At 57.9% G+C, this 15,030-nt stretch carries 12 protein-coding genes; 6 read left to right on the top strand and 6 right to left on the bottom strand.

Features of this window, described 5'->3' with window-relative positions; all coding sequences use genetic code 11:
- Positions 1–120 precede the first annotated feature (120 nt).
- Positions 121–414: a co-chaperone GroES gene (locus K0F75_RS12805; protein ID WP_020292988.1), complete on the top strand. Its 294-nt coding sequence runs from the start codon at positions 121–123 to the stop codon at positions 412–414.
- 50 nt (positions 415–464) lie between these two features.
- On the top strand, positions 465–2,108 hold the full coding sequence (groL, locus tag K0F75_RS12800) for a chaperonin GroEL (RefSeq protein ID WP_219062231.1): 1,644 nt from the start codon (positions 465–467) through the stop codon (positions 2,106–2,108).
- A gap of 134 nt (positions 2,109–2,242) precedes the next feature.
- On the opposite strand, the gene K0F75_RS12795 is transcribed toward groL, so the two are convergent.
- Positions 2,243–2,992: a phosphatase PAP2 family protein gene (locus tag K0F75_RS12795; RefSeq protein ID WP_219062230.1), complete on the bottom strand. Its 750-nt coding sequence runs from the start codon at positions 2,990–2,992 to the stop codon at positions 2,243–2,245.
- A gap of 54 nt (positions 2,993–3,046) precedes the next feature.
- Positions 3,047–4,996, bottom strand: coding sequence for an LTA synthase family protein (locus K0F75_RS12790; protein WP_219062229.1), 1,950 nt, complete (start codon positions 4,994–4,996; stop codon positions 3,047–3,049).
- A 213-nt stretch (positions 4,997–5,209) separates the two neighbouring features.
- Here K0F75_RS12790 and colR point away from each other — a divergent pair, with 213 nt between their 5' ends.
- From colR to K0F75_RS12770, 4 genes are all read left to right on the top strand, one after another.
- Positions 5,210–5,893, top strand: a complete 684-nt coding sequence (gene colR / locus K0F75_RS12785; RefSeq protein WP_219062228.1) for a two-component system response regulator ColR — start codon at positions 5,210–5,212, stop codon at positions 5,891–5,893.
- Positions 5,883–7,163 (top strand): HAMP domain-containing sensor histidine kinase, encoded by a 1,281-nt coding sequence (locus K0F75_RS12780; RefSeq protein ID WP_219062227.1) that lies wholly within the window; start codon positions 5,883–5,885, stop codon positions 7,161–7,163. The genes colR and K0F75_RS12780 overlap by 11 nt, the downstream gene beginning before the upstream one ends.
- Before the next feature lie 314 nt (positions 7,164–7,477).
- Entirely contained in the window at positions 7,478–8,194 is a 717-nt protein-coding gene (locus tag K0F75_RS12775) for a lipopolysaccharide kinase InaA family protein (protein ID WP_219062226.1), read from the top strand.
- Entirely contained in the window at positions 8,194–8,421 is a 228-nt protein-coding gene (locus K0F75_RS12770) for a hypothetical protein (protein WP_219062225.1), read from the top strand. The genes K0F75_RS12775 and K0F75_RS12770 overlap by 1 nt, the downstream gene beginning before the upstream one ends.
- A gap of 48 nt (positions 8,422–8,469) precedes the next feature.
- On the opposite strand, the gene K0F75_RS12765 is transcribed toward K0F75_RS12770, so the two are convergent.
- From K0F75_RS12765 to K0F75_RS12750, 4 genes are all read right to left on the bottom strand, one after another.
- Entirely contained in the window at positions 8,470–11,517 is a 3,048-nt protein-coding gene (locus tag K0F75_RS12765) for a multidrug efflux RND transporter permease subunit (RefSeq protein ID WP_219062224.1), read from the bottom strand.
- Between the two features lie 14 nt (positions 11,518–11,531).
- Positions 11,532–12,683, bottom strand: coding sequence for an efflux RND transporter periplasmic adaptor subunit (locus K0F75_RS12760; RefSeq protein WP_219062223.1), 1,152 nt, complete (start codon positions 12,681–12,683; stop codon positions 11,532–11,534).
- 132 nt (positions 12,684–12,815) lie between these two features.
- Positions 12,816–13,928: a DUF1513 domain-containing protein gene (locus tag K0F75_RS12755; RefSeq protein ID WP_219062222.1), complete on the bottom strand. Its 1,113-nt coding sequence runs from the start codon at positions 13,926–13,928 to the stop codon at positions 12,816–12,818.
- Position 13,929: 1 nt separating this feature from the next.
- Positions 13,930–14,994 carry an imelysin family protein gene (locus tag K0F75_RS12750; protein ID WP_219062221.1) on the bottom strand — a complete coding sequence of 355 codons (1,065 nt, stop codon included), beginning with the start codon at positions 14,992–14,994 and terminating at the stop codon, positions 13,930–13,932.
- Between the last annotated feature and the right edge of the window lie 36 nt (positions 14,995–15,030).

The following is a 15,030-nucleotide window of genomic DNA, read 5'->3' as shown; positions in this document are numbered from 1 at the left end:
TGGTGGATTCGCCAGACCGTATTCTGCGGTTCGCTCGTCGAACCGTAACCGGCAACGCCGGATGTTCTAACCCGCCGGTGCAGTCACCGGACGTTCAAAACCATAATTAGGAGATCGACAATGAAGCTTCGTCCTCTGCATGACCGCGTCGTAATCCGTCGCAGCGAAGAAGAATCGAAAACTGCCGGCGGTATCGTTCTGCCGGGTTCGGCTGCTGAAAAGCCAAACCGTGGCGAGATCCTCGCTGTTGGTACCGGCCGCGTGCTGGACAACGGTGAAGTGCGTGCGCTGGCCGTAAAAGTAGGCGACAAAGTGGTGTTCGGCCCTTACTCCGGCAGCAACACTGTGAAAGTAGACGGCGAAGACCTGCTGGTGATGAGCGAGAACGAAATTCTCGCAGTCGTCGAAGCCTGAGTATTTCCCGCGAATTTCCGTTACTACCCAGTATTTAAGGAATAACGATCATGGCTGCAAAAGAAGTTAAATTCGGCGACTCCGCCCGTAAAAAAATGCTCACCGGTGTCAACGTCCTGGCTGACGCAGTTAAAGCGACCCTCGGGCCTAAAGGCCGTAACGTCATTATCGAAAAAAGCTTTGGCGCTCCGCTGATCACCAAAGACGGCGTTTCCGTTGCAAAAGAAATCGAACTGAAAGACCGTTTCGAAAACATGGGCGCGCAGCTGGTTAAAGACGTTGCTTCCCGTGCAAACGATGACGCAGGCGACGGCACCACCACCGCTACCGTTCTGGCTCAATCGATCGTCAACGAAGGCCTGAAAGCCGTCGCTGCCGGCATGAACCCGATGGACCTGAAGCGCGGCATCGACAAAGCGACCATCGCTATCGTTGCTCAGCTCAAGCTGCTGTCCAAGCCTTGCACCGACACCAAGGCCATTGCTCAGGTGGGTACCATCTCCGCCAACTCCGATAGCTCCATCGGCGACATCATTGCCGAAGCTATGGAAAAAGTGACCAAAGACGGCGTTATCACCGTTGAAGAAGGCACTGGCCTGGAAAACGAATTGTCTGTTGTTGAAGGCATGCAGTTCGACCGTGGCTACCTGTCCCCGTACTTCATCAACAAGCCAGACACCATGGTTGCCGAGCTGGACGGTCCGCTGATCCTGCTGGTCGACAAAAAAATCTCCAACATCCGCGAAATGCTGCCAGTTCTGGAAGCAGTGGCCAAAGCTGGCCGTCCGCTGTTGATCGTTGCTGAAGACGTTGAAGGCGAAGCCCTGGCGACTCTGGTTGTGAACAACATGCGCGGTATCGTGAAAGTTGCAGCCGTCAAAGCCCCAGGCTTTGGTGATCGTCGCAAGGCCATGCTGCAGGACATCGCTGTTCTGACTGGCGGTACCGTTATCTCCGAAGAGATCGGCCTGAGCCTGGAAACCACTACCCTGGAACACCTGGGTAATGCCAAGCGCGTTGTGCTGAACAAAGAAAACACCACCATCATCGACGGTGCTGGCGTTCGTGCCGATATCGACTCGCGTATCGCTCAGATCCGTACGCAAGTAGCAGACACCACGTCTGACTACGACAAAGAAAAACTGCAAGAGCGTCTGGCCAAGTTGTCCGGCGGCGTTGCAGTAATCAAAGTCGGCGCCGGTTCCGAAGTTGAAATGAAAGAGAAGAAAGCCCGCGTTGAAGACGCCCTGCACGCAACCCGTGCAGCCGTTGAAGAAGGCGTGGTACCTGGCGGTGGCGTGGCACTGGTTCGCTCCCTGCAAGCAATCGCTGGCCTGAAAGGCGACAACGCTGATCAGGACGTCGGTATCGCTCTGCTGCGTCGCGCGGTAGAAGCTCCACTGCGTCAGATCGTTTCCAACTCCGGCGACGAGCCAAGCGTAGTTGTCGACAAGGTCAAGCAGGGTTCGGGTAACTTCGGTTACAACGCTGCTACTGGCGAATACGGCGACATGATCGAAATGGGCATCCTTGACCCGGCTAAAGTGACTCGCTCTGCTCTGCAAGCGGCGTCCTCCATCGCCAGCCTGATGATCACTACCGAAGCGATGATCGCTGAAGTAGTTGACGACAAGGCTGCTGGCGGCGGCATGCCGGACATGGGCGGCATGGGTGGTATGGGCGGCATGATGTAAGCCAGCTTTACCCCTCCCATAAAAAACCCCGCCTTGTGCGGGGTTTTTTTATGTCTGTCGAACCTGATGGTTACCAAGGTCTTGTGGGATCAGGCTTGCCGGGCAAGCTGACTAACCTGATCCACCTTACAGAATCAGGCTTGACCGGCCTCAGCCACTAGCGGTTGACTCACCGCGACCTTTTTCGGGACCCGGTACAGCACGGCGTAATACGAGCCCAGGCAAATCAGCCAGCAGAACACCGCTGTCCAGACGTTGTGAGAGAAGAAGTGCGCGCCCTGCAACATTCGACCAATCGAGAAAATCGTGCCCAGGCTGAAGGCAAATACCAGTGCGGCTCGTGCCATGCGAGGACGGCGATCACGCAAGGCGAAGAACAGTGCGAACAAGGTAAAGCCGGTTGCAGCATGACCGCCGGGCCAGCAGCGCCCAGGTTTGTCGGTCGCAGGACGAGGGCTCAGCAACTCGCTGTAGGTTTCCTGGCCGCCGAACTCAGTCAGGCTCCATGGGCATTGCACTGAGGTGACGACTTTGATGGGTGTCACGAAGCTAGTGGACAGCGCCATGGACAACACCAGACAACCCAGTTCACGACGCCACGGTTTCAGGCGCTGCACAAAAAATGCGCCTGCAAAGGCCGCGAGGGCACAAAGACTGAGCAGAATCACGGCCTGCTTGGCGCGATCGTGAAGGATGTCCTCAAGAAAGTAACTGTGCCGACCTATAAAGCCCCCCGTTTCCGGGTTATAGGCTAGTTTGGCGATATCCATATCCAGGGAGGTCAGTTCCAGCAGAATTAGAACGACCGCTGTAATCAGTGGAATACCCAAACCCACCCAAAGATTGAGTGGGCGAGAGTAAGGTCGGGCAGAAAGAGACGGCATGACAGATCCTGAGCGTGTAGATAAAAGCCCCAGACCCATCAGCCTGGAGCGTGGTTATTGCTGGGTACTCACCGCGGACGGGTCCTGAGACGGTTTCCACCCCAACAATTGATGTTTGAAGCCATAGCTTGCGGTTTGGTAATAGGTAATACCTCGCAGTATCAGCGGGTCGGTAGCGGTTGCACTGGACTCACGACTCTCCTGCAGCGCCTGGTCATGGCGGCGGATCCCTTTGCGCGGGCTGAGAATGGCCAGATCCTTGCCATCAAACAACCCCAGATGTTGATAATTTCCGACCACGACCCGGGCGGGGAGTGAATTTTCCTGCAGCAAGTTACGACCAAAGAACGTCGATTGGTAACCCTGATTCAACAGCCCTAGCAACGTGGGGGCCAGATCGATCTGGCTGGCCAGTTGCGACGACTCGCGGGCTTCTATCAGCTTGGGCGAATAGATAAACAGCGGAATCTGATAATTGGTGATCGGCAGGTCTTCGATGCCCGCGCTCCCAGCAGTGTGGTCCGCGACAAATACGAAGATGGTGTTATCAAACCACGGCTTTTGACGGGCTTCACTGAGGAACTGACCGATGGCGTAATCGGTGTACTTCACCGCACCGTCGCGACCGTTGCCCGATTTGATATCGATTCGGCCTTCAGGGTAGGTATAAGGGCGATGATTGGAGGTGGTCATCAGTTGCAGCAAAAAGGGCTTCTGCTTGGCGAAGTCGGCATCAGCCAGGTTCAGCGTTTGTCGGTACAGGTCCTCATCGGCCATGCCCCATGCGTTCTTGAAGTGGATCTGCGCCTCATCGACACTGCTCTGATCGACAACTCGATAGCCGTTACCGCTGAAGAACGCATTCATGTTGTCGAAGTAACCGCGCCCCCCGTAGACGAACACGCTGTCGTAGCCAATGGCCGAGAGCTGTTGCCCGAGGCTTGCGAAGCCGCTTTCACGGCCCACACGTTTGACGATCGAGCGCCCCGGCGTCGGCGGAATCGACAGGGTAATGGCTTCCAGTCCCCGGTCAGTTCGGGTGCCGGTGGCGTAGAAGTTATTGAAGTACAGGCTTTGCTTGCGCAGTTGATCGAGGTTGGGCGTGAGGTTGCGCTTATCGCCATTGCTGCCCAGGTATTTGGCGCTCAGGCTTTCGATCGTGACCAAAATGATATTGGGCTGACGCGGCGTGCCTGGATTGACGATCATGCGTCGGATATCCAGTGGGTCGGTGCCGATAAACTGCGCATTCGGTTCGCTGAGTTCGGCCCGCATCTGTTTGGCGATCTGATCGACCGGCAAGCTGCTGTAGAACTGCTGATAATCCAGATCGTTGTTCCTGAATGCGGCGAAGAACTGGTATGGACCGTTACTGGCCAACTCGTGCTGGTAGGCGTTGCCACCTTGACCTCGAGGGCTGTCCTGATCGACCAGTTGCAGGCTCAGGCCGGCGACTGCGATCAGGCAAAAGGCCCCGGTCAGGCGCTTGCGCATTGTCGGTAATGGAGCATTGAACGCACGTTTGAGTGGCGTGTGCAGGGCAACGCTCAGGCCAATGGCAATCAGCGCGAGGATGCCCAGTAACGTGCCAATCGGGTAAGACTCAAGCAGGTTGTTCAACACTTCATCGGAGTACACCAGGTAGTCGACCGCGATGAAGTTGAAGCGCACACCAAACTCGTCCCAGAACAGCCATTCTGCAACGGCGGTAAAGAGCATGATGAAAATACTGACGCTCAGTACGCCCTGGAGAAACCAGCGGTGTCCACGTGACCGCCAGAGCGCGGGAGGGCAGAACAACAGGTACAGGCCCAAGGGCAGCGCGGCGTAGGCGAGAAAACTCAGGTCGTAGAGCAAGCCGATCCCAAAGATCGACAACGGGTTGCTACCGGCCTCATTCAGATGGCTGATCAGCAAAACGGACCGTGTTAACAGGAAGACCGCAAACCAGGTAGTGGTGAGTAGAAGCAAATAGCGCAGTGGCGCCGATAGGGTAAACCGCATTGTTAATTCCTTGTAGCAATGGCCAAAGTTTGACCGCGACACTGTAATGCGGTTGTGAACCGATAGTGAAAAAATCGTTAAGTAGGTGTGAACCTGCGACCATGTCTCTTTTCTGGCTAGGCCCGGCTGACTGTTAGATCTGGTCGAGCGCGTCACTTCGCCTTAAGCTGCGCCAGTTTCAAAGGCCTTAACAGCATACAGAGAGAGTGCTTCATGCGAATTCTGCTGGTTGAAGACAACCGCGACATCCTGGCGAACCTGGCGGATTACCTGGGTTTGAAGGGCTATACCGTCGACTGCGCGCAGGATGGGCTTTCCGGTTTGCACCTGGCGGCCACCGAGCATTATGACCTGATCGTGCTGGATATCATGCTGCCCGGCATTGATGGCTATACCTTGTGCAAGCGTCTGCGTGAGGATGCTCGACGCGATACCCCGGTGATTATGCTGACCGCGCGCGATCAACTGGACGACCGGCTGCAAGGCTTCCGCTCCGGTGCCGACGATTACCTGCTCAAGCCCTTCGCCCTGTCCGAACTCGCCGCGCGAATCGAAGCGGTATTGCGCCGGACCCAAGGTGGCGGCCGTCGCACCTTGCAGGTCGCCGACCTGATTTACGACCTCGACACCCTGGAAGTGACGCGTGAAGGGCGCCTGCTCAAACTCAACCCTGTCGGCCTCAAACTGCTAGCGGTGCTGATGCAGAAAAGCCCGCATGTGCTGCGCCGGGAGATTCTTGAAGAGGCTTTATGGGGCGACGATTGCCCGGACAGCGACAGCCTGCGCAGCCATGTGCATCAATTGCGCCAGGTGATCGACAAGCCGTTTGCCAAGCCGCTGCTGCAAACGGTGCATGGCGTGGGGTACCGATTGGCCGAGGGCCGTGATGGAGTTTAAACAGAGCCTTGCCCAGCGGATCATCATCGCCTTTGCGCTGATGAGTGCATTGGTGGCGGGGTCGTTCGCCCTGGGGATCGTGGCGACCGTCCATGTGGTCGAAGAAAAGCTGATCTCCGCAGGCCTTGGGGGCGACCTCAACCGCTTGCTGTTGATGGACAGCGTCAGCGACTGGAGCCATCGCCCTGAGCCAGACCAGTTGTTCTATTTCAGCAACGGTCGTGGCGATTTCGAGTTGCCCAAAGATTTACGGCATCTGGACCCAGGGTTTCACGAAGTGTTTCGCAATGACCTTTCTTACCACGCCATGGTGGAAATCGTCGACGGGCGCCGTTACGTGCTGTTGCAGGATCAGAGCGATTTTGAAGAGCGTGAACGGGTGCTGTTCGCCGTGGCGCTGGTGGGGTTCGTGCTGGCGCTGGCGCTGGCGGTGTTCCTGGGCTGGATATTGGCACGTAAAGTAATGGCCCCTGTGGTCAGGCTGGCCCGGCAGGTTCGGCACCGCGACCAACTGCTGGGGCTGGCACCGCCCCTGGCGCCAGACTATGCCGCCGATGAAGTGGGCGAGCTGGCAGTGGCCTTCGATGCGACGTTGGGGCGTTTGCGTCAGGCCCTTACGCGTGAGCGCTTGTTCACCAGTGACGTCAGCCATGAGCTGCGTACGCCGTTGATGGTGCTCGCCAGCTCCTGCGAGCTGCTCCTGGAAAACCCTGCCCTCGATCAGCGCGCGCGTGCTCAGGTCGAGCGCATTGCCCGGGCCTGTGAGGAAATGCGCGATCTGGTGCAGACCTTCCTCATGTTGGCGCGTACTCAGCGTGAAGATGCTGGCATGGCGCCGAAGGTCTCCCTTGATGCCGTGGCTGAGCAATTGATCTCTTTGTGGCGCGAGCCCATTGAAAGTAAGGGGCTGACGCTGTTATTCGAGCCGGGTCAGCCTTCGACGACCTGCTACAACGCTACCTTCCTTCATGCGGTGATGGGCAACTTGCTGCGCAATGCATTGCATTACACCGACCAAGGGTTTATCCGGCTTACGCTGGAAGCTGAAGGCTTTGTGGTTGAGGACAGCGGTGTCGGGATTCCCGAGGAAAAGCGTGAAGCCATGTTCCAGCCGTTCGTGCGCGGCAACGAGCAACGAGGTGAAGGCTTGGGCTTGGGGCTTTCACTGGTCCAGCGTATCTGTGAAAACCAGGGCTGGAGCGTCAGTCTGAGCAACATGGAGCCCAATGGCTGTCGCTTTCGCGTTGATCTGAAGATAGCGCCACGCTGAGTTCTGCAGGTTGCGGCCCAATGCCACCATTTGGTGCTCGCAATGCCTTGTAATATTTTCGCCCGCCAAGGGACGAAAATTTCACATGAGCACGACCTGAAGATGACAGTGTACGCGCTACCTTTGCCTGCATCGGTTTGAGGCCGCAGGCGGGTAGCGCTGGATTAATCAAGCATGCACGATCAGCTGCATGCTCGAACATATTTGCAAAAACACGGGAACAGTTTCGCCCGCAGACTGTCCCACGTTGGCTTTGCTGTGTGTGTGAGCCCAGCGGGTGAGGCTGAGTTTTTTATTGCGCAAGAGGTAACAGGATGGCGGTGGACTTTGTAGCAGAACCGAATGTTGCAGCTCAGGATCGTTTCGCGTACTTCTGGAGCTTGCGAGGTGAGTGGGTTGAAGAACCCAATCTTCGTCGCGGTGGCGAAAGTGGTGTGCAACGTGTGATGCCTGCCAACGGAGGGCTGCTCTACATCAAACGTCAGACCGGCCATATCTATCGCAGTTGGTTACATCCTTTTGGTCGGCCCACAGTGTTGCGTGAGCGCGATGCACTGGACGGGTTGCGGCAGCTGAATGTGGGCGTGCCGGCGTTGGTTTACGCCGGCGCCGAGCGCGACTCGAACAAGCAGTGGCGCGCCTTGCTGGTGACAGCGGCGCTCGACGGTTTTGATGAAATCGATAACTGGTATGCCGCCGGTGGACGCGAGCGATACGGCGAAGCGTTGCACGAACGGATGCTTCAAGAGATTGCGCTCAATCTGGCGCGCATGCATCTGGGACGCTGGCAGCACAGCTGCTTGTACAGCAAGCATGTGTTTGTGCGGGTGACGGGTGACGGGCCTGACGCCAATGTCGAGGTCGCGCTGCTGGATCTCGAGAAGTGTCGACGTCGCTGGACCGCCAACAGTGCCGCGCAACATGACATGAAACAACTGCGTCGCCATTCGTCGTTCAGTGCAACGGATTGGCAGAAACTCGTCTACTTTTACGAGACAGCGTTTGGCAGCGCTATCAAAGGCTTACACTAATGAAACTCGAAATAGCCCGAGGTTTGTTTTTGGTGGGGGCTTTAGGGATCGCATCCTTGGCGCTGACCCTCTGGGAGCAACCTGGGCCCAAGATATTGAGTGCGCAACATGGCGAGGATCGATGCCTCTTGCCACGGGTGGCCAAGGTGCAGGAGTCGATGAAGCCCGATCATGATCTATTACTGTTGATCTATGGCTTGACTCAAGGGATGAGACAAGAAAATTGAAAACCTTCGTTAACCAAAAGGCTCCGTTTTTACGGAGCCTTTTGGTTTCTACAGATTGAGGGCCAGATCAGCCTTCTTGTCAGGCGCCGCCAGCAGCGTATACACGCAGGGCAGCACGAACAACGTGAACAGCGTACCAATCGACATTCCCGTGGCAATCACGGTGCCGATGTCGAAACGGCTGACTGCTCCGGCGCCTGTAGCAAGAATCAGCGGCACCATGCCAAATACCATCGCAGCCGTGGTCATCAATACCGGGCGCAGACGAATTGCAGCGGCCTCTTCGATTGCTTCGCGGGCGCTCAGCCCCTTGTCGCGGCGTAATTGGTTGGCGAACTCAACGATCAGGATGCCGTGCTTGCTGATCAGCCCTATCAGCGTCACCAGCCCCACCTGGGTATAGATGTTCATGCTCGACAGCCCCAGAAACAACGGAATCAGCGCCCCACAGATCGATAGCGGGACCGTCACCAGAATGACCAATGGGTCTCGGAAGCTTTCGAACTGCGCCGCCAGTACCAAAAAAATAATCGCCAGTGCCAGGGCGAAGGTCATCCACAAGGCATTGCCTTCCTGCACGAACTGCCGCGCAGCGCCCGCATAGTCGTAGGCGTAACCGTGCGGTGCTTCTTCTGCTGCGATCTGGCGGACGGTCTCAATGGCCTCGCCCATGCTGACAATAGGTACGCCCTGAATAATCGCCGAATTCAGCTGCTGAAACTGATTCAATTGGCGGGGCTTGGCCCGGTCACTGACCTTGATCAGCGTCGACAGTGCCAGGAGTTCGCCTTTGTTGTTCTTCACGTAGTAATTATTCAGCCAGTCAGGGTTGTCCCGATACGGTCGCTCGACTTGCGCGATGACCTTGTAGCTGCGGCCATCAAGGGTGAAACGGTTAATCTCCGCTTCACCGAGCAATGTCGCCAGCGTGCCGCCCAGATCCAGCATGGACACGCCCATCTGCGCCGCCTTGGCCCGATCGATATCGACCACCACCTCGGGCTTGTCGAAGGCCAGATCAATATCGAGAAAGGCAAACTTGCCTGACTCGGTCGCGCGCGTCTTTATCCGGGTGGCCACTTGCAGCAGCGACTCATAGTCGTTCGGCGTATTGATCACGAACTGGAAGGGCAGGCCTTCGCCCGTGCCTGGCAGCGACGGCAGGTTGAAACCGAACACTTGCAAGCCCGCGATCTTCGCCACCTTGGCCTGCAGCTCCGGCAGAAGCTGCATCTGTGTGCGACTGCGCTCGTTCCACGGCTTGAGCAGGAAACCGCCGATGCCGGTCTGCACCCCGTCAAAACCGTTGATCTGGAACGATGAGTAATACTCGGGAAACGTCCTGAAGATCTCGATGAACTCATCGGTGTAGGCGTTCAGGTAGTCGAGATTGGTCGGTTGTGGCGACGTGGCCATCATGAAAATGATGCCCTGGTCTTCATCGGGCGCCAATTCCGACTTGGTGAACTTGAGCAGCACCGGAATCAGGCATAACACGATCAAGGCAAGCACCAGCACCACGGGCCGGGTATTAAGCGTGCCGTGCAGCATGCGTTGGTAGCGGGCCTTGAGGCGCCCGAAGGTCTGATCAAGTTTGTGCGACAGGCCGCGAGGATTCTCGTTGTGACGTAACAGCAGGGCGCACATCATCGGCGACAACGTGAGCGCGACCACCCCCGAAATAACCACCGCGCCCGCCAGCGTCAGGGCGAACTCCTTGAACAGCGCCCCGCTCAGGCCTTGAAGGAAACCGATGGGCGCATAGACGGCTGCCAGGGTGAGCGTCATCGACACCACCGGCATCCCGATTTCCCGGGCGCCTTCGATGGCCGCGTTGAACGGCGTTTTTCCCTCCTCGATATGCCGATGGATGTTCTCCACCACGACAATTGCATCGTCCACCACCAGCCCGATCGCGAGCACCATCGCAAGCAAGGTCAGCAAGTTGATCGAGTAGCCCATCAGCTGCATGAAAAACAACACGCCGATCATCGACAACGGAATGGTAATCACCGGAATCAGCACTGAACGCAGGGCGCCGAGGAACAGGAACACCACGACAATTACGATCAGCACCGCTTCGATCAGGGTTTTCACCACTTCATGAATCGATGCCTGAATAAACAGGGTAGCGTCATAGGCAATGGAAATTTTCAGGGTGGGCGGCAACTGGGTTTCCAGTTCCGGCAAGATTTTGCGCACTTCTTTGATCACGTCCAGCGGGTTGGAACTGGGCGTGCCGCGGATAGCGATATAGACCGACGGCGTGCCATCGAAAGAACTGATCGCGTTGTAGTTTTCCGCCCCCATTTCCACGCGGGCGACATCGCCGAGCAGCACGCGACGGTCGCCCGATATTTTCAGCGGGATGGCGGCAAAGGCTTCGGCAGACTTCAATTCGGTGGCAGCATTGATGCTGGTAACCACGTATTCGCCTCGTACTTCGCCGGCTGCGGAAAGGTAGTTGTAACGGCGTACGGCAGCAGTGACATCACTGGCGGTCAGGCCGTAACCGGCGAGGCGCACCGGGTCGAGCCACAGGCGCATGGCAAAGACCTGATTGCCGATAATCTCTGCTTCGGCCATGCCCGGCAGGGTCGCAAGCTTGGGCTGAATCACCCGTGACAGGTAGTCAGTGATCTGTGGGTTGCTCAATTCGCTGCTGTAGAAGCTGATGTACATCAGGGCGGTTGAGTCGGCCGCCTGCTTGTTCAGTACCGGGTCTTCAGCGTCTTGCGGCAGCTTGTTCTTGACCTCGTTAGCCTTGGCCAGCAGTTCGGTGAAGAGTCGGTCGCTGTCCGCACCGATATGTGCATAAATCGACACCACGGAAAAGTTCTGACGACTGACCGAGGTCATGTAATCGATGCCTTCGGCGCTGGCCAGGCTCTGTTGCAACGGCTGGGTGATATAGCCCTGGATAGTCTCTGCGTTGGCCCCGGGGTAAGCCGTGGTCACAGTGATCAGGGCATTTTCCATCTGCGGGTATTGGCGAATGGTCAGCTTGCTGAACGCCTGGAAGCCCAAGAGCACAATCAGCAGGCTGATGACGGTGGCCAGCACCGGACGACGGATGAACGGATCGGTAAACGCCATGAAGAATTCCTTGATCAGTCAACGCGTGGCTGGCTGTTCTGTTCGGCTTGCAGTGTCTTGTCGGCACTGATGGCAACATGGGCTCCAGTGTCCAGTTTGAGCTGGCCGGCGCTGACCACCCGCTCACCGGCGTTCAGGCCCTTGCTGACAACCACTCGACCGTTGCGGTGCTCGCCCGTCTCGACGAAGCGCCGCTCCACGGTCCATTGCGGCTCGCCTTTGGCGTCTTTTTCGGGCTCGCCCCCGGCGGTTTTTTTCGGCACCACGACATACACCGAATTGCCGTAGAGGGTATAGCTGATCGCGCTTTCCGGGACCACCACGCGGGTGTTGGCGCCGGGTAGCAATACGTGCAGGCTGGCGAACATCCCTGGCAGCAGCTCGCCGCCAGGGTTTGGCAGCGTGGCGCGGACCAGGATGTTGCGCGTGGCGTCATCGACTTTCGGGTTGATTGCGCTGATTTTCGCTTCAAAAGTCTGTGCCGGATAGGCCGCTACGGTGACCTGCGCGATCTGGCCAACCGCCAGTTTCGGCACCGCTTGCTCAGGCACATAGAAGTCGACGTACAAACTGCTCAAATTCTGCAACGTAGCGATCATCGTGCCGCTCGCGAGGTAATCACCGACATCCACCTGACGAATGCCGATGGTGCCGCTGAAGGGGGCGAGGATGCTTTTTTTCGCCAACGCGGCATTTAATTGGGCGACCGAGGCATAGGCTTTCTTCAACTGCGCGGCGAGCCGGTCGAAATCACCTTTGGAGATCGCCTGGCTGCCGACCAATTGGCTGCCACGCCCGTGCTCAATCTTCGCCAGGCCCAATTCAGCTTCAGCGGTGCCCAACAGCGCCTTTTCAACATCGCTGTCCAGTTGCAGGAGCAGCTGACCAGCAGTGACCTTTTGCCCGGACTCGAACTGCAGGGCCTTGACCGTCCCTGCAATCTCCAGGCTCAGATCGACCCCTTGCAAGGCCTTGAGGGTGCCAATAGCCGGGAGCTGACTCTGCCACGGTTGTTCGTTGGCGGTCACGACGGCAACATTGATGGGCGGTTTGGGCGTGGCGAATACCTGGATCTGCCGATAGACGGAAAAGGCTTTATAGCCCCCGAGGCTCAGCACCACGAGCAGCACAACCCCCAGCATGATCAGCATCCGGCGACGCAGCATATTCCACTTCCTTGGAAAGACCGTTGAATCGGGTGAGCACATGAGTCCCGCTGCCCCGGTGTTGCCTCGGGGCGATACTGCTGGAGTTACGGGTGTGCTGATGCAGGATAAGCCAGCTTCGCTGGCCCTGCATCAAACCAGATGCAGATGGTTATCCCAGAGGCCCGCTGGCAATTCAAGAGGCTGTGCCAGCAGCTCTGTTTGCCGACAATCGTAGAATCGGCAGCGTCCCTGGCCTGAGGTGACGACGAAACCATCCGCGACTGCGCCGACGCCTGCGCAGTCGGGCAGTGGCGCATCGAGACGCACTTCGCCGCTGTCCAGGTCCCAGATAAAAAAGCGGTTGCCGCGCGGCGCGGTGAGGGCCACCAGACGCAGTTCGCTGTGCACGGCAACGCTGGCGGTGTAGTGATTCATCGCCTGCAATTGGCTGTCGACCACCGGGAACGCCACGAAGGGCTGGCCGGGGCGTTTGATCGCCAGCAGTTCAGACGACTCGTGTGCCTCGCCCATGAACTGCTGCCCCGCGATAATCGTGCCGTCGCTGGCGATGGCCAGATGGCGGATGCTGTTCATCGACTGGCTGAGGGTTTCTTTGCTCAACAGGGTGCCATCGCGCTGCATCAGCACCAGGCTGGGCTGCATGGCATTGAGGTTCATCTCGACCCGGCTTTCGGCTTCGGTGCGAATCCCGCCGTTGGCGACCACCAGGGTTTCGCCGTCGGGCATCCACGACACCTGATGAGGGCCGACGCCGTGGGTGGGTATTTCGCCACTGAACACCAGGCGTTCGTTGACGAACTGATAGACGCCCAGCACCCCGCGTCCCGGGTCGGTGGTGTCGTTTTCAGTGGCGTACAGCCATTCGCCACTTTTGTGAATGACGGCGTGGCCGTAGAAGTGCCGGTTGGGCCGGGACGTAATGGTCTGGAGCAAACGACCGTCACGCAAGTCGATCAGGTAGCTTTGCGTCCCGGGCCTGCGCGCGACGAACAGCGCCAAGGGCAGGTCCGGGTGATTGATGATGTCATGGCAACGTTGGCCGACCTGAGTGGCGAAGACCTGGCCGCCGTCCAGACGATAACCCACGGCATAGTGCTGGCCGTTGCCATCGTCCCGAGCGGAAAGCAGCAAAGGGCTCGTGCCTTTTTGCCGAAACCCCTTTTGCTGAAAAAGTGTCCAGCCGCCCAGGGTACAGGCGCCGAGCAGCAGACTTCCAAGGGCCAGGGCCTGACGTCGCAACATATCAGTCACCATCATTTGCGTTGAAGCCAAGCTGGATACCCAGCGCCTTGGCGAGTTCGCCTTCATGCAAGCGATGGAGGGCGTTGAGGCTGTCGTAGAAGGCATTGAGCTGCTGACGACCAGCGTCTGTGGCGAGCAGGTCGGTCAACGGAGGTTTCAACGCAGAAAGCAGGTGGCGGCTGGCGGCATAAGCAGCATCGATTTTGTCGGCCAGTGGTTTTTGTTCGGCGGGCAGCAGGCCACGCAGGCCGTGGTTGTCGACGCCAGACCACACCGTCTCGGCGCTGATCAAGCTGGCTTCCAGGCTACTGAGCGATGCTTTGCTGCGCCAGGCGTCGGCCTGGAACGGCTGTGGTATGCCCTTGGTCTGACGACCCAATGGCGTGCCGAGTTTTTTCTTCAGGCTGTCCAGCGCAGTGACCTGCACCCGAAGCAATTCAGCGATGGCTTCGTGGGCGTCGGCGTAACGCGGATTGGGAAACTTGCTCAGTTGCGCGAGCATGCCATCAGTGCTGTTCCAGCCGGTCAGGATCTCCTCGGCCAGCGCTTTCTGGCGCTCACCGATAGCGATCAGCAGGGGGCAATAACGGGTTTTTTGCTCGGCGTTGGCCATGTCGACATTGGCGTCGAACAGGATGTATTCATACGCCGAAAGGCCCTGCACCACGACGCTGGACTTGCTCAGTGCGTCGGCATTGATCTGCGGTTGTGCGCTGACCAATTGCTCGACCTGGCGCCCCACCAGGTTCTTTTTGTCAGGCCAGAACTGGACTTGCCAGGCGCGGTTGCCTTCGGCCAATGGACCAATCAGCAATGGCTGTAATTCAGCCCAGGCTTTTTGCGCGTGCAGGAAGTCGGCGCGGGCGGTGTCCAGGTCTGATGTGCCCTGACAGAACGCCAAGGCGCTGATCGACAACTGACGGTCGGCATCGACCCAGCGACTGTAGGTTGGCAGGATCACTTGCTTGGCGATGGCGGCAGACGTCACGGCCTGTGGGTCTTGTGGCGAGCAGGCGGCGATGGCAAAGGCGGCCAGGCTGGTGAATAACAGTTTGGGGCGGAACATGTCCGGCTCCTCTTCTCGTCAATAGGGAGTACATCG

The organism is Pseudomonas sp. UMAB-08 (assembly GCF_900095225.1).
Lineage (GTDB): Bacteria > Pseudomonadota > Gammaproteobacteria > Pseudomonadales > Pseudomonadaceae > Aquipseudomonas.
Note: the sequence above shows the minus strand (reverse complement) of the source record. Positions and strands in the feature narration are given on the sequence as shown.

Bases quoted from the DNA above. Each gene is read 5' to 3' on its own strand.
- K0F75_RS12805 (WP_020292988.1), top strand. From the start codon at position 121: ATGAAGCTTCGTCCTCTGCATGACCGCGTCGTAATCCGTCGCAGCGAA.
- groL (WP_219062231.1), top strand. From the start codon at position 465: ATGGCTGCAAAAGAAGTTAAATTCGGCGACTCCGCCCGTAAAAAAATG.
- K0F75_RS12795 (WP_219062230.1), bottom strand. From the start codon at position 2,992: ATGCCGTCTCTTTCTGCCCGACCTTACTCTCGCCCACTCAATCTTTGG.
- K0F75_RS12790 (WP_219062229.1), bottom strand. From the start codon at position 4,996: ATGCGGTTTACCCTATCGGCGCCACTGCGCTATTTGCTTCTACTCACC.
- colR (WP_219062228.1), top strand. From the start codon at position 5,210: ATGCGAATTCTGCTGGTTGAAGACAACCGCGACATCCTGGCGAACCTG.
- K0F75_RS12780 (WP_219062227.1), top strand. From the start codon at position 5,883: ATGGAGTTTAAACAGAGCCTTGCCCAGCGGATCATCATCGCCTTTGCG.
- K0F75_RS12775 (WP_219062226.1), top strand. From the start codon at position 7,478: ATGGCGGTGGACTTTGTAGCAGAACCGAATGTTGCAGCTCAGGATCGT.
- K0F75_RS12770 (WP_219062225.1), top strand. From the start codon at position 8,194: ATGAAACTCGAAATAGCCCGAGGTTTGTTTTTGGTGGGGGCTTTAGGG.
- K0F75_RS12765 (WP_219062224.1), bottom strand. From the start codon at position 11,517: ATGGCGTTTACCGATCCGTTCATCCGTCGTCCGGTGCTGGCCACCGTC.
- K0F75_RS12760 (WP_219062223.1), bottom strand. From the start codon at position 12,683: ATGCTGCGTCGCCGGATGCTGATCATGCTGGGGGTTGTGCTGCTCGTG.
- K0F75_RS12755 (WP_219062222.1), bottom strand. From the start codon at position 13,928: ATGTTGCGACGTCAGGCCCTGGCCCTTGGAAGTCTGCTGCTCGGCGCC.
- K0F75_RS12750 (WP_219062221.1), bottom strand. From the start codon at position 14,994: ATGTTCCGCCCCAAACTGTTATTCACCAGCCTGGCCGCCTTTGCCATC.